The sequence below is a fragment of the Longispora fulva genome (assembly GCF_015751905.1).
GTDB classification, from domain to species: Bacteria; Actinomycetota; Actinomycetes; order Mycobacteriales; family Micromonosporaceae; genus Longispora; species Longispora fulva.
Map to the genome: position 1 here is coordinate 6,835,355 of NZ_JADOUF010000001.1, position 21,724 is coordinate 6,857,078.

Genomic DNA, 21,724 nt, shown 5'->3' on the forward strand with positions numbered 1-21,724 from the left:
GGCCTGTTCCAACAGCCAGCATATGCGGCGGCCGGAACAGGCCCTGGTGCCGACCTGGCTCAGATATCGACGGGTTCGTCGGGACGGTCCTCCGGGCGGGTCCGGTTGCCGATGATCGAGGTGGCGATGCCGAGGACGCCGATACCGACCAGGCCGGCCGCCCCGGTCCACGCGAGGGTGGAACCGGACACGTGCGCGACCTGTCCGAGCACCCACCAGCCGGTCAGGGCGAGGAACAGCACCCCGAAGACGAGCGAGACGGAGTCGAGCCGGTGCGGCTTCACCGGGTCACCGTCGCGGTGCCGAATTTCACGTTCAGGTTGATGATCAACTTGCCGCCTCCAGTTCCGTCGGCGCCCAGGTCCGTGATGGTCGAACGATCGCTGTCCGGGTCCAGGTGGTGATCGAGGACGGTGGCCTCGCCGTTGCTGATCACAGGGTGCACCTCCACGTCGACCGTGGCGGGCAGCAGCACCCGCATCTCACCGGCCGACGAGCTGACGGAGACGGTCACCGTGTGGTCGGTGAAGTCGACACCCCGCAGGTCCAGGGTGCCGAGGCCGACCCGGATCGAGTAGTCGGGGTCGATCACGCCGACGCTCTGCGGGATCCAGGTGCGGGTGCCGCCGTCGCGGACCACGGACGTACGGACCTCCGACGCCGACGCGGACACCGCCAGCCCGAAGGCGAGCACGAAACCCAGGACGATCAGCTTGTACCCGCGGCCCAGGAACGTCCCGACCACCAGTCCGAGCCCCACGACGCCCAGCGCGACGCCGAAGTACGTGGCGACGGACACGTTCCGGCCGGACGCGTCGAGGATGCCGAGCACGCCGACGGCGATCAGGGCGGCGAACACGGTCAACCGGCTGAGGATCGACTTCTCCCGGGGCCGCTTCGGGGGCCGGGGCGGCTGCATGGGGCGCGGCGGCGGCGGGGTCCACCCGGTCTGCTGGTACGGCCCGTGCGGCGCGAACGGCACACTCCCGGCCGGCGGGGCCTGGGGGACGGTCGGGGCGTCCGGGGCGGTCTGGGTGGCCTGTGCCGGCATGTAGAAGGGCACGGGTGGCGGTGGGTAGCCGGCCGGGCGCTTGTTCACCAGGAGCACCACGCCGACGACGATCAGCGCGAGGATCGCGGCGAACTCGAAGTTCGTGTCCGCGACGGCGATCGCCCCGGTGACGGCGCCGATGGCGACCAGGATCGTCACGAGCGGCGAGGTGCTGGACTGGCCGCGGCCGAGGAGCGCCTCGACCGGGGAGGCGGAGTCGCCGTCCTCGGGCAGGAGCAGCCACCCCGCGGCGTACGCCACGAGCCCCGCGCCGCCGAACAGCGCGAACACGGCGAACACGACCCGCCACAGCACCGGATCGGTGTTGGTGGCCCTGCCCAGCGCGGCACACACGCCGGCAAGCTTGCGGCCCTCCTTGGGCCTGCTGTACCGAGAGCGGAAGTCCGCCGTCGGGGGCGGAACATGGGACGGAGTGGTCATGGTGTCGATCCTGTCGGGTGCCGGCCGTTTCCGCGTCGGGGATGCCACCCTGAGTCGACCCTGAACTTCCTCAGGGTTGCCGCCGCCGAAAGATCCGGTGGTCGTCGGGTGACGGGGCGTGTGACGATCAACGGCATGGAGACAGCCGCCAACAAGCTGCACCGCCGGTCCGAGGGCCGGGTGCTCGCCGGGGTCGCCGCGGGGATCGCGGACCACCTCAGGGTGCCCCCGCTCGCCGTCCGCGCGGTGTTCATGGTGCTGCTCACCTTCTCCGGCCTCGGCGCCGTGCTGTACGCCGTGTTCTGGATCGTGCTGCCCGCCTCGCGTCCCGTGGCCGGCATCCGGCGGCGCAAGGGCCGCGACAGTGCCCAGTTGGTCGCTTTCGCCGCCCTCGCGCTCGGCATCCTGTTGTTGGCCAACCCGGGCGGGGCCGCCGGGGTCCGGATGCTGATCGGCTGGGTCGTCGCGCTGGTCCTGGTCGGCGCGGGCATCATCTGGCACCAGGCCGAACCGGACCGGTGGCGGCAGTGGAACAGCGGCGGCCAGGGCATGCCGTGGCTCGCCCGGTTCCTCACCCACAACGACCGGCGGATGCTGCTGCTCCGGCTGGTCGGCGGCGGCGTGCTCGTCATCGTCGGCATCATCGGCGTCATCGCCCTGACCGGCATCATCCCGGGCGGCAGCGTCCTGGCGCTGGTCAACGGCGCGCTGTTCGCCCTGATCGCCCTCGCCGGCCTGGCCCTGGCCACCGGGCCGCTGCTGTGGAAGATGTGGGTCCAGCTCCGCGACGAGCGCGAGGGCCGGATCCGGGAGACCGAGCGCGCCGAGTTCGCCGCGATCGTGCACGACCAGGTGCTGCACACCTTGGCGCTCGTTCAGCGGCACGCCGAGGACCCGAAGATGGTCCTCCGGCTCGCCCGGGGCCAGGAACGCACCCTGCGCAACTGGCTCTACAAGCCCTCCGGCTCGCCCGACGAGCGGTTCGCCGCGGCGCTGGAGGCCGCGGCCGCAGAGGTCGAGGACAGCTTCACCCTCGTCGTCGACCTGGTCGTCGTCGGGGACTGTGCCGTGGACGACCAGGTCAGGGCCCTGGTGCAGGCCGCCCGCGAGGCGATGGTCAACGCCGGCAAGCACGCGGGCGTCGACACCATTTCCGTGTACGCCGAGGCGGAACCCACCGAGCTCAGCGTCTTCGTGCGCGACCGGGGCGTCGGGTTCGACATGGCGGGCGTCGGCGAGGACCGGCACGGGGTGAAGGGCTCGATCATCGGCCGGATGGAACGGCACGGCGGCAGGGCGGAGATCAGGAGTACGCCGGGAGATGGCACCGAGGTGCGGTTGACCGTGAAGCGACGGGGAGAAGGAGAATGAGTGGCATGGACGCGCTGAGGGTGTTTCTGGTCGACGACCACGCCATGTTCCGGGCAGGCGTCCGGGCGGAGCTGGGCAAACGGGTCAACGTGATCGGCGAGGCCGGTACGGTGGCCGCCGCCGTGGCCGCCATCAACACCGAGAAGCCCGACGTCGTCCTCCTCGACGTGCACATGCCCGACGGCGGTGGCCGGGCCGTGCTGGAGGCGGTGCGCCGCGTGAGCCCCGACGTGAAGTTCCTGGCCCTGTCGGTGTCGGACGCCGCGGAGGACGTGATCGGGCTGATCAGGGCCGGCGCCCGGGGCTACGTCACGAAGACGATCTCGCCGGACGAGCTGGCCGACGCCGTCCGCCGGGTCGCCGAGGGGGACGCTGTGTTCAGCCCCCGGCTGGCCGGGTTCGTGCTGGACGCCTTCGCGTCGCGGTCCGAGGCGCCGGTCGCCGACCCGGAACTCGACCAGCTGACGAACCGGGAGCGCGAGGTGCTGCGGCTGCTGGCCCGGGGGTACGCGTACAAGGAGATCGCCAAGGAGCTGTTCATCTCCATCAAGACCGTGGAGACGCACGTGTCCAATGTGTTGAGAAAGCTCCAGATGTCAAATCGGTATGAGTTGTCCCGTTGGGCCGCAGATCGGCGTCTCGTCTAGAGAATTGTTCGGCGTGTCACTGCGGACATAAACGGCGATTCTTGGGTACGGCTCGGGATTCCGCCTTTCAGGGGGATGTGTTGATCTCCTTTGGGGACCAATAATGCTGCGTCGCCTGCCCTTGAACGTCGGAAGGACCCGCAGTGCTCGTTACCAAGCTCCGCCCCGCCCTGGTGGCTGCCGCTATCGGCGCCGCAGTGCTGGGCCTGACCACCCCGGCCTTCGCTGCGGATCCCGCCAAGGGTCAGGTCGTGACCGTCCCGCACGCCGACGGTTTCGCGATCAGCTATGTCAACGGCTCGGTCGATGGCGGGAAGGCCGATGACTACTCGACCGGCCTGATCGGCATCAAGCTCGCCGGCACCGACAAGGCGAAGCTGGCCTACTGCATCGACATCAAGCACCCTCTGGCCCAGTACGCGACGTACAAGGAAGCCGCGTGGGAGACCGCCTCCGTCGGCAACCTCGACCGCATCAACTGGCTGCTGCACAACAGCTTCCCCGCCAAGCCGGCGGGTGAGGTGCTGACCAAGGCCGGCGTCCCGACCGCCTCCGAGGCCGCGTACGTGGACGGCGCGACCGTCCAGAAGAACCAGTACCTGGTCTACGCGGGCACCCAGGCCGCGATCTGGCACTTCAGCGACAAGTTCTCGCTGCTGGGCGACGCCGCCAAGGGCGGGTTCGGCGCTGCCGACTTCGCCACGGTGAAGAAGGTCTACGACTTCCTGGTCGGCGTCGGCGACGCCGTCCCGGCGCACGCCACCCTGGGGATCACCCCGGCCTCCTCGACCGCCAAGGTCGGCGACAAGGCCGGCCCGTTCACGGTCGCCAGCAGCGTCGGTGAGGCCACCCTCGCCGTCACCGGCGGCAAGGCCGTCGACAAGGACGGCAAGGAGATCACCAAGATCGGTGACAAGGGCCAGTTCTGGCTGACCGCCACCGAGGCCGGCACCGTGAGCGTCACCGCGACCGCCACCGGCAACACCGACCTCGGTCGGGTGTTCGTGTTCGACTCGTGGCCGAACCCGGACCTGAAGAAGGAGTTCGCCGCCAAGGCCGTGGCCGGCGAGCAGAAGGTCATCATCCCGGGCAACAAGACGGAGACCGTCACCGCCAAGGTCGGCGCGACGTTCACCGCGACCCCGACCCTGCCGGTCACCGGTGCGGCCGCCGCTGGCATCGCCGGCGCCGGTGTGCTGCTCCTCGGTGCGGGCGGTGCGCTGGTGCTGATGCGCCGCCGTCGGATCAAGTTCGAGGCGTAACCACCTGAGTCAGGCGGAGGAGGCACCCCGGTCGGGGTGCCTCCTCTGGCGTTTCCGGCGGCGGTCAGCGCAGGGTGCGGAAGAACCTGCGGATGTCCTCGACGAGTACGGCCGGCTGCTCCATCGCCGCGAAGTGCCCGCCCCTGTCGTAGGACGTCCACTGCACCAGGTTGTTGGTGCGCTCCGCGATGTGTCGCAGCGGGATGAAGTTCTCGCTCGCGAAGTCGGCCAGGGCGGTCGGCGTGGTCGACGGCTCGGGCGGCGCGCCCCAGTACGGGGCGTGGGCGCGCTCGTAGTAGAGCCGGGCGGAGGAGCCAGCGGTGCCGGTCAGCCAGTACAGCGTCACATTGGTCAGCAGGTGGTCGCGGTCGACGGCGTCGCGCGGGTCGGACCATTCGGCGAACTTCTCCGCGATCCAGGCCAGTTGGCCGACCGGGGAGTCGGTGAGCGCGTACGCGAGGGTCTGCGGGCGGGTGGACTGGAGGTCGGCGTAGCCCTGCTTCTCGCGGAGCCAGTGCCGCATCCGGTCCCAGGAGGCGTGGGTGCGGTCCCGTTCCGCCTGGCTCAGGTCGGCCAGGTCCTCGTGGGTCGGCTCGGCGGTGGCCGCCGCCCCGGGCAGCAGGTTCAGGTGCACGCCGAGCACCCGGTCGGGGTGGGTGCGGCCGAGTTCACGGGAGATGACGGAGCCCCAGTCGCCGCCCTGCGCGCCGTAGCGGTCGTAGCCCAGGCGGGACATCAGTTCGGCGAACGCCGCGGCCACCCGGCGGTACTCCCAGCCGGTCTCGCGGGTCGGCCCGGACAGGGTGAAACCGGGGATGCTCGGCAGCACCAGGTGAAACGCGTCGGACGGGTCGCCGCCGTGCGCGCGCGGGTCGGTCAGCGGGCCGGCGACCTCGGTGAACTCGGCGAACGAGCCCGGCCAGCCGTGCGTCATGACGAGCGGGGTGGCGTCGGGCTCCGGGGACCGGACGTGCGCGAAGTGGACGTTCGCCCCGTCGATCGTGGTGGTGAACTGGGGCCACTCGTTGAGCTTCGCCTCGGCGGCGCGCCAGTCGTAGCCGTGCCGCCAGTGGTGTGCGAGGTCGCGCAGGTGATCACGGGGGACGCCGTAGGACCAGCCGACGCCGGGGAGTTCGTCGGGCCAGCGGGTGCGGTCGAGGCGCTCGTGCAGGTCGTCGAGGTCGGACTGCGGAAAGGCTAACCGGTACGCGCGCATCGGGCTGGTCACCCGCCCGATGCTAGAAGACCGATGATCTTCATGCACCCGGGCGGTCGCGGGAACCGAGGCGCATGAAGAGCACGGGAAGGGCCGTCGGATATCGGGGGAGGGACCTCCGTACCCGAAAAATGGGGTTGAACCTCAGAGCCGCCCGCGGCCGGCGCGGAGGATGAGGAGCGCCAGCTGGGTGCCGTCCTCGCCGAGCTCCGCCTTGAACTGCTCCAGGATCTCCCGCTCGCGCGACAGCATCAGCCTGGTCCCGCCGGCCGCGACCCGCACCGAGCCGACCTCCTGGGACAGGCTGGCGCGTTCGCGCCAGAGTCGGATGATCTCTTCGTCGATGCTGTTGATCCGGGTGCGCAGTTCCGAGATGCGGTCGGCGGACTCGCCGGTGGCACCGGTGGTGTTGGCGGGGGCGATGGCTGCGGCGTTCATCGGGTTTCTCCTGGGTGTGAGGTGGTGGCCTGGCCCGGGAAACGCAAAAACGCCCCAGGCGGTGAGCCCGAGGCGTTGGTAGGTCAGTTACACGCGACCTACGGCTGCCGGGACCCCGGTGCCGTAGTAAAAAAATCGCGCACAACGCTGCATGGAACCGAGTATGCCACAGGATCGGGGAGATGGAAGTGGCCCCGACCGGAAATGGTCGGGGCCACCCTGTGATCTAGACCGTCAGCGTCCAGCTGTCGATCTTGCCGGTGTCGGCCGAGTACATGTCCTGCACCTTGAGGGTCCAGGTGCCGTTGGCGGCCTGGGTCGAGACGTTCACGGTGTACGTCGTGTTGATGTTCGCCGCGCTGTCGTTGCTCTCCGTCTTCAACCGGTACGAGGTGCCGTTCGGCGCGACCAGGTCGATCCGGATGTCGCCCCGGTAGGTGTGCGGGATGACCACGGCGACCTTGGTGCTGGCCGACGCGTTGCGGTTGCAGCCCGAGATGGTGACCGTGCTGGTCACGGCCGCGCCGTGGTCCGGGATCGCGACGTCCGTCCCGTTCGTCACCGGTGCGCAGCTCCCGCCGGTCGGGGTGGCGGTCGGGGTCGGCGACGGGGACGACGCCGGGCCCGTCAGCGCCCACAGCGCGTAGGAGATGGCGTCGGAGTGCCGGTCCAGCGAGGTGTCGTCGATGTTGCTCGACGTGTCGCAGGAGCGGTGGTAGCACGGGTCGAACGCCTGGCCGGACGTGCCGCCCCACTTCTGGGCCTGGGCGGCCGTCTTGATGTAGTCGGCGCCGGAGAAGGTGCCGCCGACCCGGATGCCGGCGTTCTCGAACGGGGCGTGGTCGCTGCGGCCGTCGCCCTCGGTCTCGATCTCCGTCGGCACGTTGATCAGGGCGAAGTACTCCTTGATCAGGGACTCGTAGCCGGCGTCGTTGCGGTAGACGAAGTAGCCCGGGTTCGGCGAGCCGACCATGTCGAAGTTCAGGTAGCCGACGATGCGGGCCTTCTCGGCGGCGCTGAGGTGGCTCACGTAGTAGTTCGAGCCGACCATGCCCTGCTCCTCCGAGCCCCACCAGCCGAAGCGGACGGTGATGCCGGGAACGGCGCGGGCCGCCTTGAACGCCGCGGCCACGGCCAGGTTGGCGGCGCTGCCGGAGCCGTCGTCGTTGACGCCCGGCCCGGCGCAGACGCTGTCGAGGTGCGCGCCGAGCATGATGACCTTGGTGGTGTCCGCGCCCGGCAGCTCGGCGAGCACGTTGTACGAGGTCTTCCCGCCCGACGTGAACGACTGCTCGGACACGGTGAAGCCGGCGGCGGTGGCCTGCTGCTTCACGTAGTCCACCGAGGCCCGGTAGCCGGTGCTGCCGAGGCACCGGTTGCCGCCGTTGTTGTTCGCGATCGTCTGGAACTGTGTGAGGTGCGCCTTGACGCTGGCGACGGCGATGTCGGGCGCACCGTTCGGCAGACTCGCGAGGGTGGGGGTCGGTGCGGCATTGGCCAGCGGGCTGACCAGGGCCGCACCGACGGCCAGGATGGCGGCCGTTGCCGCCGTGAGGGGTAGCTTGCGCATCGGAACTCTCCCAGGAAAGAGGAAGGGCCGGCCACCCGAAGAGTGGCCGGCCCCGTGCTGACTGGCCTTTAGACCGTCAGCGTCCAGCTGTCGATCTTGCCGGTGTCGTACGAGTACATGTCCTGGACCTTGAGGGTCCAGGTGCCGTTCGCCGCCTGGGTGGAGACGTTGACGGTGTACGTCGTGTTGATGTTCGCGGCGCTGTCGTTGATGCTCTCGGTCTTGAGCCGGTACGACGTGCCGTTCGGGCCGACCAGGTCGATCCGGATGTCACCGCGGTAGGTGTGCGGGATGACCACGGCGACCTTGGTGGTGGCCGAGGCGTTGCGGGCACACCCGGTGATGGTGATGGTGCTGGTCACGGCCGCGCCGTGGTCCGGGATCGCGACGTCGGTGCCGTTGGTGACAGCGGCGCAGGTGGTCGGCGAGCCGGTCGGCGACGCGGTCGGGGACGAGGTCGGCGAGCTGGTCGGGGTGCCGCCACACGGGGTGTCGCTACCGGCCACGTTCACCGCGGTCCAGGCCGCCTGGACGGCTTTGTACTCGGTCGAGCAGTTGCCGTACAGGTCCGACGCGGCGGTCAGGCTGTACGCGCGGGCGGTGTTCGACGGGTTGCTCGTGTTGACGTACGAGGTGTTCGACGTGAAGTACGCGTCGAGCGCCTTGAACCAGATCTTCTCGGCCTTGGCGCGGCCGATGCCCACGACGGCCGGAGCCGAGCCGCAGACCGGCGAGGTGCCGTACGCGGTGGCGCCGGTGCCCTCGGCGAGGTTGAAGTAGAAGTGGTTCGCGACACCGGACGAGTAGTGCACGTCGACGTTCTTGGTGCTGGTCGACCAGCAGCCGTGCGACGAGCCGTCCAGGGCCGGGTTGTACATGTACCGCAACGGGGTGCCGTTGCCGTTGATGTCGATCTTCTCGCCGATGTCGTAGTCACCCGGGTCCGAGGTGGTGTTCGCGTAGAACTCCACCATGGTGCCGAAGATGTCCGAGGTCGCCTCGTTCAGGCCACCGGACTCACCGGAGTAGGTGAGGCCACCGGCGACCACGTTCTCGGTGACGCCGTGCGACATCTCGTGGCCCGCCACGTCGAGGGAGACGAGCGGCTTGCCGTTGCCGTCGCCGTAGGTCATCTGGGCGCCGTCCCAGAAGGCGTTGACGTAGTTGGAGCTGTAGTGCACCCGGCTCGGCACGCCGGTGCCGTTGCCGAAGATGCCGTTGCGGCCGTGCACGTTCTTGTAGTAGTCGAACGTCACCGCGGCACCGAAGTGCGCGTCGACGCCGGCCGACTGCCGGTTGGCGTTGGTGCCGGTGCCCCACGTGTTGTCGGCGTCCGTGAAGTTGGTGCACGTCGAGGTGCCGTTGTTCATGTCGCAGGTGTTGTTGTTGCCGTGCGACGGGTCGATCATCGTGTACGTGCTGCCCGACTGGGTGGTGTCGACAGTCACCGTGCCCGAGTAGAGGCTGTTGCCCGTACCGTTGATCGTCTCGATCTCGTCGAACGAGCCGCGCACCGCGCCCGTGCGGGCGTCGCTGATGACGTGCAGCTTGCTCGGGGTCGCGCCGTTCATTCCTTCGACGACAGTTTCGAAGGCCAGAACGCCGGTGCCGTCAGCGGCGTCGATCATCAGCTCGGGCGTGCCGACGCGGGCGACAGTTCCCACGAAGGCGTGCTCGGCGGACGACTTCGCGGCGTCGGCGGTGATGGCGGGGGTGGTGCTGACGTTCAGCGGGGCGTTCAGCGCGTTGGACACGCTGGACAGGGCGCCGCCGGGGGCGTTGTGCACGACGAAGTCGCCGCCGTAGACGCGCAGACCGTTGTACTGGCGGGTGTACCGCACGTGTGTGGCGCCGGTCGCGGCGTCGACGCGCGAGCTGTAGACCTTGTACTGGTCGTTCGCCGTGCCCCGGATCGCCGCGCGGTTGCTCAGGACCGAGTTGGCCTGCGCGATCGCCTGGGTCTGGTTCGGGATCTGCGGGGTCGCGCTGGCCATGCTGGCCACGCCCACCGCCATCCCGGCGAACAGCGCTACGGCTCCTGCCGCGGCTAGAGTCCTCTTCACCCGGTGCCTCCCATTCACTGAGGGGAATGTGACTGCTGTCACGAACGCATGTATAACAGTGTGCGTAACTCGAGTAAAGGGTCCTGTAACACCTTGGCCGTGATCAACGGCGATGGGTTACGGTGTGTGTTATGGCGGGTGCAGTGAGCAGTCGGGAGTCCCTGGGCGCTCGGTTATACCGACTTCGTACACATAAGGGCCTCACTCAGAAGGAGCTCGCGGGGGACAGGTACACCGCGGCCTACATCTCCACGGTCGAGGCCGAGCGGCGCACCCCCTCCACCGACGCGCTGGCGTACTTCGCGTCCAGGCTCGGGGTCTCCCCGGCAGAGCTGAGCACCGGGCGGCCCACCGAGCTGCCCTGCGACCTGCTCATCTCCCTCGCCGAGGCGGACCTGGCCGGCAAACCGGGCGCGTACGGGCGGATCAGGACCCGGGCCGCCGAGCACGGACTGACCCGGATCGAGGCGCTCGCGCTCACCGGCATGGGCGAACTCGACGGGGCCGAGGAACTGCTCGCCGCCGAACCGATCACCATCCGGGTGCCACTGCTCACCGCGCGCGCCGCGGCGATGCGGCCGGCGGAGGCGGCGTACCTGCTGGAGAGCGCCCTCACCCAACTGCACGCCGAAGGCCTGCCGGACCCCGACGCCGAGGCGGACCTGCGCTACGCCCTCGTGCGCACCTACACCGACCTCGGCCTCACCGAACGGGCTGCGGCCGAGGCCGACGCCGCAGCGGCACTCGTCGGACCGGCCGCTGCGGCCAACGCGGTGGTCGACCGGTATCTTCGCACTGCCCGCACCCTGCGCGACCAGGGCCGGTGGGCCGACGCCGAGGCCGCGGCCGAACGGGCCAGGGCCGCGTGCCGCCGCCGCGAACGACGGCACGCCGCCGCCGTCGGCCAGTGGGCGCGCGGCCGGCTGCTCGCCCGGTCCGGGGACCACGCCGCGGCCGTCACCGAACTCACCGAGGCCAGGGAACTGCTCGGCGCCGCCGTCGCGGGGGAACTCGCCGAGGCGCTCTGGCGGACCGGCCGGACCGGCGAGGCGCTCGGGGTGGCCGCGGAGGCTGAGCCGGCCGTGGCGTACCGGATCAAGGGCCTGATCGCGCGCGACTCCGGCGACCTGTCCGGGGCCGAACGCGAGCTGGGGGCCGCCCTGGGCGCTTCCGTCGGGCTGGAGGCCTGCACCGTGGCGCGTGAGCTGGGCGATCTGCTGCGGGCCGTTGGTCGGGAGGCCGAGGCGATCGACGTGTACCGGAGGGGGCTGGAAGCCGTCGAGTGATTTGTCAGGGGCGAGGCCTAGACTTCGAGGCGATGGACACGTTGTTTGACACCTCGCCCCTGCTCGACGGACTCAACGACCAGCAACGTGCGGCGGTGGAGCACGCCGGCACGCCGCTGCTGATCGTCGCCGGGGCCGGCTCCGGCAAGACCCGGGTCCTCACCCACCGGATCGCCTACCTGCTGGCCAACCGGGGGGTGCAGCCCGGCGAGATCCTGGCCATCACCTTCACCAACAAGGCGGCCGGCGAGCTCAAGGAGCGGGTCGCGCACCTGGTCGGCGGCCGGGCCAGGATGATGTGGGTGTCGACGTTCCACTCGGCCTGCGTGCGGATCCTGCGCGCCGAGCACGTCCACGCCGGCCTCAAGTCCACCTTCTCGATCTACGACGCCGACGACTCCCGCCGCCTGGTCACCCTCGTGGCCCGCGAGCTGGACCTCGACCCGAAGCGCTACCCGGCCCGGGGCCTGGCCGCCCAGATCAGCAACCTGAAGAACGAGCTGGTCGACCCGGAGGACTTCTCGACGAAGGCCGAGGGCCCGGCGCAGCGCACCCTGGCCGAGGTGTACGCGCTGTACCAGCGCCGGCTGCGCGAGGCGCACGCCCTGGACTTCGACGACATCATCATGACCACGGTGCACCTGCTCCAGGCGTTCCCGGACGTGGCCGAGCACTACCGGCGGCGGTTCCGGCACGTGCTGGTGGACGAGTACCAGGACACGAACATCGCGCAGTACACCCTGGTGAGGGAGTTGGTGGGGGACACCGGCGAGCTGTGCGTCGTCGGTGACGCCGACCAGTCCATCTACGCCTTCCGGGGCGCGACGATCCGCAACATCCTGGAGTTCGAGCGGGACTACCCGCAGGCCAGGACCATCCTGCTCGAGCAGAACTACCGGTCCACCCAGACCATCCTGTCGGCAGCCAACGCCGTCATCTCCCGCAACTCCGACCGCCGGGCCAAGCGGCTGTGGAGCGACGCCGGCGACGGCGAGCAGATCGTCGGGTTCGTCGCCGACACCGAACACGACGAGGCCAGCTGGGTGTCCCGCGAGATCGACCGGCTCGTGGACACCAAGGAGGTCCGCCCCGCCGACATCGCGCTGTTCTACCGGACCAACGCCCAGTCCCGGGTGTTCGAGGAGGTGTTCATCCGCGTCGGCCTGCCCTACAAGGTCGTCGGCGGCGTCCGCTTCTACGAGCGCAAGGAGGTCCGCGACGCGCTGGCCTACCTGCGCGCGATCGCCAACCCCGACGACCTGGTCAGCATCCGGCGGATCCTGAACACCCCCAAGCGCGGCATCGGCGACCGGGCCGAGGCGTGCGTGGAGGCACTGTCCTTCCGGGACCGGATCTCCTTCGGCGCGGCCCTGCACCGCGCCGGTGAGGCGCCCGGCATCGCAGCCCGGTCCGCCAACGCCATCGCCGGCTTCGTCGACCTGATGGACGAGCTGCGGGCCCTCGCCGAGGTCGCGCCCCCGGAGGAGGTGCTGGAGGCGGTGCTGTCGCGCACCGGGTACCTGGAGGAGCTGGAGAACAGCGAGGACCACCAGGACGCCGGGCGGGTGGAGAACCTGCAGGAGCTGGTGAGCGTGGCCCGGGAGTACACGGAACGGGTCGAGGCACTGCAGGAGGACGTCGACGCCGACGCCGGCGGGCCGGTGGTCGCCGCCACGCTCGCCGGGTTCCTGGAGCAGGTCGCGCTCGTCGCCGACGCAGACCAGATCCCGTCCGACACCGACGACGCCGGCGTGGTCACCCTGATGACCCTGCACACCGCCAAGGGCCTGGAGTTCCCCGTCGTGTTCCTCACCGGCCTGGAGGACGGAGTGTTCCCGCACATGCGGGCGCTCGGCGAGCCCAAGGAACTCGAAGAGGAGCGCCGGCTCGCCTACGTGGGCATCACCCGGGCCCGCCAGCGGCTGTACCTGTCGCGTGCGGTGACCCGCAGCGCGTGGGGGCAGCCGCAGTACAACCCGGCGTCGCGGTTCCTGGAGGAGTTGCCGCCGGACCTGCTGCGCTGGGAGTACGGCACGGGCACCACCGGGATCGGGATCGGCGCCGGGGTGACGGTGAGCGGCGGGGGCTCGGGATCCACCGGGGCGCGCGGGATCGCAGCCCGGCTCGGGCTCGACTCCGGGATGCTCAAGTCGGCCAGTGACCTGGCGAAGGTGCCGAACCTGGTGCCGGGGGACCGGGTCAACCACGACAAGTACGGGCTGGGGCGGGTGCTGGCCGTGGAGGGCATGGGGGCGAAGGCCCGGGCCCAGATCGACTTCGGTAACCAGACCCTGTGGCTGATGCTCCGGCACGCTCCGGTCGCCAAGCTCTGACCGGGTTCCCCGACCATCGTGGTTGTGCCGCTGGCCTGGCCGGGGCTTTGCTGCCCTGACCGGGACGGTGCGGCCGTGGCCGGGGCTGCGCGGGCCGGTGAGGCGGGCGCTTCCGGAGGTGTGGAGGACCTGTGGCGGGCCTGGTTCGATCTGGTGCGAGGCTTCCGGCTGCCGTCGTCGGTGCGCCTAGCCTCTGGGCATGACACCGAGATGGGCCAGGGTGGCGGCCGTGGGGTCCGGCGCCGGGTTCCTGGCCGTCGCGCTCGCGATCCGCGCCGTCGACGACGGGGCGCTCCGGCAGTACTCCGGCACGGCGCTGTACGCGTCGATCGTGTACGCGGCCGTGCTGTTCTGCCGGCCGGGGATGGCCCCCGTTCCGGCGGGTGCCGTCGCGGTGGTGTTCTGCTGGCTGGTGGAGTTCTTGCAGCTCACGCACATTCCCGCGGAGTTGTCGCAGCGTAGTCTGCTCGCGCGGCTGGTGCTGGGCGTGCAGTTCGACCCGGTGGACGTGGCCTGGTATCCGGTGGGGGTGGTGCCGTTGGTCGCGCTGCACAGGCTGGTCCGGGCCCGGGCCGGGCGGGCGTCGGGTCGCGCTGACGAAGGTGCCTGACCACGGAAAAGCCACGAGGGTCGCCCCCGGTGGGGCAACCCTCGTGTTGACCGGAGACACGGCGCGGGCCGGACATCCCGTGCTCGCGTGTGTCTGGGTCGGTGCGTTCCGCCGACGCGCTCGCCTCGCCGAGGTCGGGCCGGCCGTTCCTGAGCCGCGCTGTGACGCGCCGGGCCGAGAAGGGCCGAGCCGGGCCGGGCTGGTCAGTTCAGTTTGACGCCGCGTTCGGCCATGAACGGCAGCGGGTCCACGGCGTTGCCGTTGTTCGCGCTGTCGCCGCCCAGGTGGACCTCGAAGTGGCAGTGCGAGCCCATCGAGTTGCCGGTGTTGCCCATCAGCGCGATGGTCTGGCCAGCCTCGACGTGCTGGCCGACCTGCACCTTGACGACCGAGTTGTGGCCGTAGAGGGTGCGGACCCCGTCGCCGTGGTTGATGATCACGGCGAAGCCGTAGCCACCGTAGTCCCAGGTGGCGGCGAGTTCGACGGTGCCGGCGGCCGCGGACCGGATTACGGTGCCCTCGTTGTTGGCGAGGTCGACCCCCGCGTGCATCGCGCCCCAGCGCATCCCGAACTCACTGGTGAAGGTGTAGTCGGCCACGGGGGAGACCCAGGCGGGCTTCGGCGGCGGGGGAGGGGGCGGCGGCGCGGCCGGGGAGGGAGTGGCCGCGGCCAGGGAGGGGGAGGCCGGCGCGGACGGGGTCGACGCGGCGGCGGTGGGCTGGTCGCGGTGCGCGCGGTCTGCCCGGGCCGAGACATTTCGGTCACTGTCCGTGAGGGCGTTCGCGGCGGTGGCCGGCTTGCCGGAGTTCACGAGGATCAGGGAGGCGACGGCGGCGAGGGCGACGGTCGCGACGGCGAGCGAGGCTCCGACGTACGGGTTGCGCAGGGCTCCGGGCAGTGCGATCCGGGGCCACGAAATCTTGCGGGATCTGGCTTCATCCTGCTGAATGGCGGGTTCCGAGGGCTCGAACCGATCTTCAGCGTCCTTGGTATGTCGCACGCGACTACCTCCGTAGCTAGCGAATTGGCCGTCGCTAAGGCTGGACCCTGACATCGATGACTGCCAAGGCTGATCATGGTTTCCGGTCCTTTCGCTCGCGGGTGCTGACCGTCCGGCTGGAAAATCAGGTGAGAGTCGTAACAGAAAGTGAGATTGATGTGACGTCGCACACGGTGGATGCGGTGTGGGTCACCCCCGGCGCGCTGCGGTACGGTCAGCGGCAGGACGCGTGACAAGGGAGTCTCGATGAGTGCACGGATTCGGGTGGTCGTCGCCAAGCCTGGCCTCGACGGTCACGACCGCGGTGCGAAGGTGGTGGCCCGGGCGTTGCGTGACGCCGGCATGGAGGTCATCTACACCGGTCTGCACCAGACTCCCGAGCAGATCGTCGAGACCGCCATCCAGGAGGACGCCGACGTCGTCGGGTTGTCCGTGCTCTCCGGCGCGCACATGACCCTGTTCGCCAAGGTGCTCGAGCTGCTCCGCGAGCGCGGGGCCGACGACATCGTCGTGTTCGGTGGCGGCATCGTGCCGGACGACGACCTGCCGGAGCTCGAGCGGCTCGGTGTCGCGAAGATCTTCACCCCGGGCGCGACCACGACGTCGATCGTCGAGTGGGTGCAGGAGCGGTTCGCCCAGACCTCGGCCTGACGGAACGACGGAAGTGCCGCCGCGCGCCGGATGAGGTGCGCGGCGTAACCGTCAAAAAGGTCTTAGGTTTTTGATCTAACGTCTTGGCCCGCTGAGCGCGGCGAGGCGAAGGCGGAGATGGTTCCGCATACCGGTGTTGTATGCGGGGCCGTCGGCAACGCGCGCATCGTCGCGCTCAGCGGGCCCACCCACAAACGCAAAAAGGTGGGGTGCCGGACACACCCCTCACATGTCCGGCACCCCGTGCACAATGCCCCGCCGCCACCCCTCGACCGACGAGGCATCGGCCGCTTTCATCAGTGCCCGGTTTCTTGTGTTTCGTCCCCCGGGTCTGACAACCAGTTCAACGACGCCCCGAGCCGGGGGTAACGCCCTGACGAGGGAGTTTTCGCAGTATTTTGTGAGGAGGCCCGCCCCGCCCGCTTCGGGAGGGAACGGTCGGCTGTGGATTAGCGCACAACGCGTACCCGCGTGTTCACCCACGCGGGCGCGCACGACTAGTCTGCGGCGTTAGGCCCGTCAATCCGGCGGGCGCGTCAGGACGACGGAACGGGACGCGCAAACGTGGACCTGTACGAGTACCAGGGGCGCGAGCTGTTCGAGCGGCACTCGTTGCCGGTCTTGAGCGGCGACGTAGCCACCACCCCTGAAGAAGCCCGCGAGATCGCCGAGAAGCTCGGCGTCCGGGTCGTAGTGAAAGCCCAGGTCAAGGTGGGCGGCCGAGGCAAGGCGGGCGGCATCAAGCTGGCCGACGACGCCGCGGAGGCCGAGACCCACGCCCGGGCCATCCTCGGCATGGACATCAAGGGTCACACTGTCGAGAAGGTCATGGTCACGACCACGGCCGACATCGTCGAGGAGTACTACTTCTCGTACCTGCTCGACCGGGCCAACCGCACCTTCCTCTGCATCGCCAGCGTCGCCGGCGGCATGGAGATCGAGGAGGTGGCGCACTCGGCACCGGAGAAGGTCGCCAAGGTCGCCATCGACGCGAGCAAGGGCGTCGACCTGGCGAAGGCCAAGGAGATCGTGGCCCTGGCCCAGTTCCCGGCCGAGGTCGCCGACCAGATCGCCGACATCGCCGTGAAGCTGTGGGCGGCGTTCGTCGCCGAGGACGCGACCCTGGTCGAGGTCAACCCGCTGGCGAAGCTCAGCGACGGTCGGGTCCTGCTGCTGGACGCGAAGGTCACCTTCGACGGCAACGCGGACTTCCGGCAGGCCGGGCACGAGGCGTACGAGGACAAGGACGCCGTCGACCCGCTCGAGCAGGCGGCCAAGGCCAAGGGCCTCAACTACGTCAAGCTCGACGGCCAGGTCGGCATCATCGGCAACGGCGCGGGTCTGGTCATGTCGACCCTCGACGTCGTGTCGTACGCGGGTGAGGAGTTCGGCGGCGTCAAGCCGGCCAACTTCCTCGACATCGGCGGCGGCGCCTCGGCCGAGGTCATGGCCGACTCGCTGGAGATCGTCATGTCCGACCCCGCCGTGAAGAGCATCTTCGTGAACGTGTTCGGCGGCATCACCGCGTGCGACGCGGTCGCCAACGGCATCGTCTCCGCCCTCGCGCTGCTGCACGAGCGCGGCGAGGACGTCACCAAGCCGCTCGTCGTCCGGCTGGACGGCAACAACGCCGAAGAGGGTCGCCGCATCCTCGACGAGGCGAACCACGCGCTGGTCCAGCGCGTCGACACGATGGACGGAGCGGCCCGCAAGGCCGCCGAGCTCGCGGCTGCGGGGGTCTGACAATGGCTATCTGGCTGACTGAGGACTCCAAGGTCATCGTGCAGGGCATGACCGGCTCCGAGGGTATGAAGCACACCCGGAAGATGCTGGCCGCCGGTACCAAGATCGTCGGTGGCGTGAACCCGCGCAAGGCCGGCACCACGGTCGACGTCGACGGCGTCTCGCTGCCGGTGTTCGCCAACGTGGCCGAGGCCATGGGGCAGACCGGGGCCGACACCACGGTCATCTTCGTCCCGCCGGCGCACACCAAGAGCGCCGTCCTCGAGGCGATCGACGCGGGCATCGGCCTGGCCGTCGTGATCACCGAGGGCGTTCCGGTGCACGACACCGCCGAGTTCTGGGCGCACGCGGTCGCCACGGGCAACAAGACCCGGATCATCGGGCCGAACTGCCCCGGCATCGCCTCCCCGGGCGCGTCGAACGCCGGCATCATCCCGGCGAGCATCTCCGGCTCCGGCCGGATCGGTCTGGTGTCGAAGTCGGGCACGCTGACCTACCAGATGATGTACGAGCTGTCCGACATCGGCTTCACCACGGCCGTCGGCATCGGTGGCGACCCGATCATCGGCACCACGCACATCGACGCGCTCGCCGCCTTCCAGGAGGACCCGGCGACCGAGGCGATCGTGATGATCGGCGAGATCGGTGGCGACGCCGAGGAGCGGGCCGCCGCGTACATCAAGGAGCACGTGACCAAGCCGGTCGTCGCGTACATCGCGGGCTTCACCGCCCCCGAGGGCAAGACGATGGGCCACGCCGGCGCGATCATCTCCGGCTCGTCCGGGACCGCCGACGCGAAGAAGCTGGCCCTGGAGGCCGTGGGCGTGAAGGTCGGCAAGACGCCGTCCGAGACCGCCCGGCTGATGCGCGAGGTTGTGCAGGGTCTGTAAGGTTTGAGGAGGCCCGCCCCGGTTCGGGGCGGGCCTTTTCGCGTTCCGGGGCCACAATCAAGATCCGCAAAACCCCAAATGCCCTTTCCTGGTACGTCCGGAGCCACCTCGCCGCGCGGCGTGACCTCCACCTCTTCGCCTAGAGTGGACAGCGATGGACGAGGAGACCTATACCGCCGCGCAGCGCGACACGGTGCTGGTCCGCACGGGTGCCCCCGCGAAGCCGGCCCGGAAGCGGCAGCGGCCGGTCTCCGTGCTCACCGCGGCCGTCGTGACCAGCGGCTGGGCGGCGCTGATCTCGTTCGCGCCCGTGATCGTGCTGGTGGCGGCCGGCTGGCTGCTCGACGGGAGCAGCGCGGCGTCGGTGACCGCGACCGTCCGGTTCGCCGCGGTGGCCTGGCTGCTCGGCCACGGGGTGCCGGCCCAGGCCGGGGACGTCACGATCAGCCTCGCCCCGCTCGCCCTGACCGGCCTGATCCTCTACCGCCTGGTCCGGGCCGGCGCGCACACCGCGCGGGGCATCGGCCTCGGATCGTCCATCACGGATGCCCCGACCGATCCGCGCGAGGTCGCCCGGCTGCTCGCACCGGTGATCGGAGCGGTCGCGGGGGTGTACGCGGTGATCGGCGGCCTGACCGCCGCCGTCGCGAGTACCAGTGGACTGACCGTCTCCCCGTTGCGCGCGGCGCTCACCACCGGCCTGCTCGCCGCGGTGACGGCCGGCGGCGGGGCGCTCGCGGAGTCCGGGCTGTTCGGCGGGGTGTGGCGGCGGGTGCCGCGCCAGTCCCAGCACGCGCTGCGGACCGCCGTCGTCGGGGTGCTGCTCCTGTTCGGGACGGGCGCGGCTGCGGCCGGGGTGGTCACCGCCGTCACCGGGGGCGCGGCGGGCGGCATGTTCCGGTCGTACTCGACCGGGGTCGCCGGGCAGGCCGGCCTCACGGTGCTGTGCCTGGTGTACGCGCCGACGGTCGCGATCTGGGCCGTCAGCTACCTGGTCGGCCCCGGGTTCGCGTTCGGGGTGGACACCGTGGTCAGTCCGCTGCGGGTCGAGCTCGGCGCGCTGCCCGGCTTCCCGATCCTGTCCGGCCTGCCCGATCAGCCGGTGAGCTGGGTCGGCGGGCTGGCCGTGCTCCTTCCGCTGCTCGCGACGGCGTTGGCGGGGGCGCTGCTGGCGCGGCGCTCGGAGCTGCGTACCCCGCGGTTGGCGAAGGCGGCGATGCTGGCCGGCGTGCCGGCGGCCGTGATCTGCGCCGTGCTCGCGTTCGCGGCCAGCGGCTCACTGGGTGCTGAGCGGTTGACGGAGATCGGGCCGAGCTGGTGGAGGTTCGGGCTGTTCGGCGGGCTGGCCGTCGCGATCGGCGCACCGCTGGGCGCGGTGGGCTACCGGCTGCTGCGGTCGTTGCGCCGGCGGTAGCGGGGTCCGCGCGGCCGGCTCCCCTGGACAGGGGGCCGGCCCGAACGTCCTAGTAGGTGTTGGAGTTGGTGTACTTGTCGAAGTTGCCGCTCCAGTCGAACGTCGCGCAGAACACGATGCCGATCAGGATGCCGACAACGCCCAGGATCAGGCCGACCATCGCCAGGGTCTTGTTGGTGGCCTCGCCGGACTGGGCCTTGCGCATCCCGATCACGCCGGTGACGACCGCCGGGATACCGGCGAGGATGCCGAGCCCGCAGCACCAGGACAGCACGATCGAGGCGATCCCGAAACTCAGCGCGAGGATGCCGTAGATGTTGCCCTTCGGCTTGGGCCCCTCGACCGGTGCCGCGCCGTAGGGCGGCATCGTCGGGGGCATGCCTCCGCCGGGTGCGCCGGGTGGTGGCATGCCGGGCGGCGGCGGGTAGCTGTAGCCCTGCGGCACGCCGCCCGGGGGCGGTGGCGGCGGGATGTCGTCACGGGACGGTGGGGGCATGCCGCTCGGGGAGGAGCCGTAGGTGCCAGGGGGATAGGCACCGGGCTGCGGGGAGCCGTAGGCGCCCGGGGTCCCGTACGTGCCGGGCGGCGGGGCCGGGGGCACCGTGCCGTAGGGCGGCGGTGGCGGCGGCGTGTTCGCGGGATCGGCCCCCAGTGGCGGTGGCACGGTCGGCGGCGGGACGATCGAGGGCACGTCGTCCGGCGGTCGGGGCGTCTCCGGGTAGTCGTCGGGCCCGCCCGGAGGGGGCGGCGGTGGCATCGTCATGTGCTGATCGTATGCACCGATGAGCGTTTTTCGGGTACAAACGGACGGGCCCGACCCCGGTGAGGGGGTCGGGCCCATGGCCGGTCCTTAGTACGTGGTCGAGCTGCCAGCGTTGAGAACGAGGCTGCCGATGCAGCAGATCGCGTAGAGGCCGTAGAGGCAGCCGCCCACGATCGTGGCGATCTTGGCCCACTTCTTCGCGCCCTCGGACGCCTGCTGGGCACTGGCGTAGTCGCCGGTGGCCAGGAAGCCGTTGACCTTCGCCGCGTTCATGATCGCCGGGATCGCCAGCGGCCAGAACAGGAAGATGGTCAGGATCGACCACACCATGTGGTTCTTGATCTCGCCGGTCGGCGCGGGCTGGCCGTAGGCGGGCTGGCCGTAGGGCTGGCCGTACTGCGGCTGCTGCTGCGCGGCGTACGGGTCCTGCCCGTACCCGGGCTGCGGCTGGCCGTACTGCGGCTGCTGGCCGTACGGGGGCTGCTGCGGCTGCTGGCCGTACGGCGGCTGGTTCGGGTCCTGGTTGGGGTAACCCATGGGGGTTGGACTCCTCGTGCAGATGACAGGGGTTGCGACGTGCGCAGCGTACCCGCACGTCGCCAACCCCTACTAGCCGCTTTAGCTGGTCGAGCCCGAGAGCATGCTCATGCCGCTCCCGAAGATGCAGCAGATCAGCCAGATGCCGATCCAGACCAGACCGATGATGATCGCGAGCTTCGACCACTTCTTCGAGTCGGTGGCGGCCTGCTGCGCGCTGGCGTAGTCACCCGCCGCCAGGAAGCCGTTGACCTTCGAGGCGTTGATGATCGCCGGAATCGCCAGCGGCCAGAACAGGAAGATCGAGACGATCGACATGGTCATGTTGTTGTCGATCTGCGGGGGCTGGTTCGGCTGCATTGTTACTCCTTGTGGGGCGTTCGGTGAATACAAGGTAGGGACATGTCGGCCCTGGGTCCGGGTTCGGTCAGCAACCC

General features: G+C 70.2%; 21 protein-coding genes. 11 read left to right on the forward strand and 10 right to left on the reverse strand.

All coding sequences use genetic code 11. From position 1 onward, the window contains the following. Positions 1–59: 59 nt before the first annotated feature. Together IW245_RS31405 and IW245_RS31410 are read right to left on the reverse strand one after the other, a co-directional pair. On the reverse strand, positions 60–284 hold the full coding sequence (locus tag IW245_RS31405) for a hypothetical protein (RefSeq protein WP_197006736.1): 225 nt from the start codon (positions 282–284) through the stop codon (positions 60–62). Further along, a complete protein-coding gene (locus IW245_RS31410; protein WP_197006737.1) occupies positions 281–1,492 on the reverse strand; it encodes a PspC domain-containing protein in 1,212 nt (403 codons plus the stop codon). Before IW245_RS31410 ends, IW245_RS31405 begins: the two co-directional genes overlap by 4 nt. A 135-nt stretch (positions 1,493–1,627) precedes the next feature. Between IW245_RS31410 and IW245_RS31415 the strand changes: the two genes are divergently transcribed. The 3 genes from IW245_RS31415 (at position 1,628) to IW245_RS31425 (ending at position 4,772) form a co-directional block, all read left to right on the forward strand. Next, entirely contained in the window at positions 1,628–2,863 is a 1,236-nt protein-coding gene (locus tag IW245_RS31415) for an ATP-binding protein (RefSeq protein WP_197006738.1), read from the forward strand. A gap of 5 nt (positions 2,864–2,868) precedes the next feature. Further along, positions 2,869–3,510, forward strand: coding sequence for a response regulator (locus tag IW245_RS31420; protein ID WP_231398996.1), 642 nt, complete (start codon positions 2,869–2,871; stop codon positions 3,508–3,510). 143 nt (positions 3,511–3,653) lie between these two features. Beyond that, the gene (locus IW245_RS31425; RefSeq protein WP_197006740.1) at positions 3,654–4,772 is read left to right on the forward strand and encodes a thioester domain-containing protein; all 1,119 of its coding nucleotides are present in this window, start codon (positions 3,654–3,656) and stop codon (positions 4,770–4,772) included. A gap of 64 nt (positions 4,773–4,836) precedes the next feature. Here the strand turns inward: IW245_RS31425 and IW245_RS31430 are convergent, their stop codons facing one another. From IW245_RS31430 to IW245_RS31445, 4 genes are all read right to left on the reverse strand, one after another. Further along, positions 4,837–5,988, reverse strand: coding sequence for an epoxide hydrolase family protein (locus IW245_RS31430; protein WP_197008777.1), 1,152 nt, complete (start codon positions 5,986–5,988; stop codon positions 4,837–4,839). A gap of 144 nt (positions 5,989–6,132) precedes the next feature. After that, complete coding sequence (locus IW245_RS31435) at positions 6,133–6,426, reverse strand: chorismate mutase (RefSeq protein ID WP_197006741.1); 294 nt, start codon at positions 6,424–6,426, stop codon at positions 6,133–6,135. Between the two features lie 226 nt (positions 6,427–6,652). Next, positions 6,653–7,996, reverse strand: coding sequence for a M28 family peptidase (locus IW245_RS31440; RefSeq protein ID WP_197006742.1), 1,344 nt, complete (start codon positions 7,994–7,996; stop codon positions 6,653–6,655). A gap of 68 nt (positions 7,997–8,064) precedes the next feature. Then, on the reverse strand, positions 8,065–10,059 hold the full coding sequence (locus tag IW245_RS31445) for a M4 family metallopeptidase (protein ID WP_233472758.1): 1,995 nt from the start codon (positions 10,057–10,059) through the stop codon (positions 8,065–8,067). A gap of 131 nt (positions 10,060–10,190) precedes the next feature. On the opposite strand from IW245_RS31445, the gene IW245_RS31450 reads away from it, so the two are divergent. The 3 genes from IW245_RS31450 to IW245_RS31460 all read left to right on the forward strand — a co-directional run bounded on the left by IW245_RS31450 (position 10,191) and on the right by IW245_RS31460 (position 14,288). Further along, complete coding sequence (locus IW245_RS31450) at positions 10,191–11,345, forward strand: helix-turn-helix domain-containing protein (protein ID WP_197006743.1); 1,155 nt, start codon at positions 10,191–10,193, stop codon at positions 11,343–11,345. A 32-nt stretch (positions 11,346–11,377) separates the two neighbouring features. Next, positions 11,378–13,678, forward strand: a complete 2,301-nt coding sequence (pcrA, locus tag IW245_RS31455; RefSeq protein WP_197006744.1) for a DNA helicase PcrA — start codon at positions 11,378–11,380, stop codon at positions 13,676–13,678. Between the two features lie 199 nt (positions 13,679–13,877). After that, entirely contained in the window at positions 13,878–14,288 is a 411-nt protein-coding gene (locus IW245_RS31460; protein ID WP_197006745.1) for a ribosomal maturation YjgA family protein, read from the forward strand. Positions 14,289–14,491: 203 nt separating this feature from the next. Here the strand turns inward: IW245_RS31460 and IW245_RS42435 are convergent, their stop codons facing one another. After that, positions 14,492–15,289 carry a M23 family metallopeptidase gene (locus IW245_RS42435; RefSeq protein WP_197006746.1) on the reverse strand — a complete coding sequence of 266 codons (798 nt, stop codon included), beginning with the start codon at positions 15,287–15,289 and terminating at the stop codon, positions 14,492–14,494. 56 nt (positions 15,290–15,345) lie between these two features. Here IW245_RS42435 and IW245_RS31470 point away from each other — a divergent pair, with 56 nt between their 5' ends. The 5 genes from IW245_RS31470 (at position 15,346) to IW245_RS31490 (ending at position 19,987) form a co-directional block, all read left to right on the forward strand. Continuing rightward, on the forward strand, positions 15,346–15,522 hold the full coding sequence (locus tag IW245_RS31470; protein WP_197006747.1) for a hypothetical protein: 177 nt from the start codon (positions 15,346–15,348) through the stop codon (positions 15,520–15,522). Positions 15,523–15,535: 13 nt separating this feature from the next. Continuing rightward, positions 15,536–15,940 carry a coenzyme B12-dependent isobutyryl CoA mutase small subunit gene (gene icmB / locus IW245_RS31475; RefSeq protein ID WP_197006748.1) on the forward strand — a complete coding sequence of 135 codons (405 nt, stop codon included), beginning with the start codon at positions 15,536–15,538 and terminating at the stop codon, positions 15,938–15,940. Between the two features lie 564 nt (positions 15,941–16,504). Continuing rightward, entirely contained in the window at positions 16,505–17,683 is a 1,179-nt protein-coding gene (gene sucC / locus IW245_RS31480) for an ADP-forming succinate--CoA ligase subunit beta (protein WP_197006749.1), read from the forward strand. 2 nt (positions 17,684–17,685) lie between these two features. Next, positions 17,686–18,573 (forward strand): succinate--CoA ligase subunit alpha, encoded by an 888-nt coding sequence (sucD, locus tag IW245_RS31485; RefSeq protein ID WP_197006750.1) that lies wholly within the window; start codon positions 17,686–17,688, stop codon positions 18,571–18,573. A 154-nt stretch (positions 18,574–18,727) separates the two neighbouring features. Beyond that, positions 18,728–19,987, forward strand: a complete 1,260-nt coding sequence (locus tag IW245_RS31490) for a cell division protein PerM (protein WP_197006751.1) — start codon at positions 18,728–18,730, stop codon at positions 19,985–19,987. A gap of 49 nt (positions 19,988–20,036) precedes the next feature. Here IW245_RS31490 and IW245_RS31495 read toward each other — a convergent pair whose 3' ends face one another. The 3 genes from IW245_RS31495 to IW245_RS31505 form a co-directional block, all read right to left on the reverse strand. After that, a complete protein-coding gene (locus IW245_RS31495) occupies positions 20,037–20,750 on the reverse strand; it encodes a DUF4190 domain-containing protein (RefSeq protein ID WP_197006752.1) in 714 nt (237 codons plus the stop codon). An 87-nt stretch (positions 20,751–20,837) separates the two neighbouring features. Further along, entirely contained in the window at positions 20,838–21,287 is a 450-nt protein-coding gene (locus tag IW245_RS41120; RefSeq protein WP_231398997.1) for a CD225/dispanin family protein, read from the reverse strand. 81 nt (positions 21,288–21,368) lie between these two features. Next, entirely contained in the window at positions 21,369–21,647 is a 279-nt protein-coding gene (locus tag IW245_RS31505) for a CD225/dispanin family protein (protein ID WP_197006753.1), read from the reverse strand. Positions 21,648–21,724: the final 77 nt, after the last annotated feature.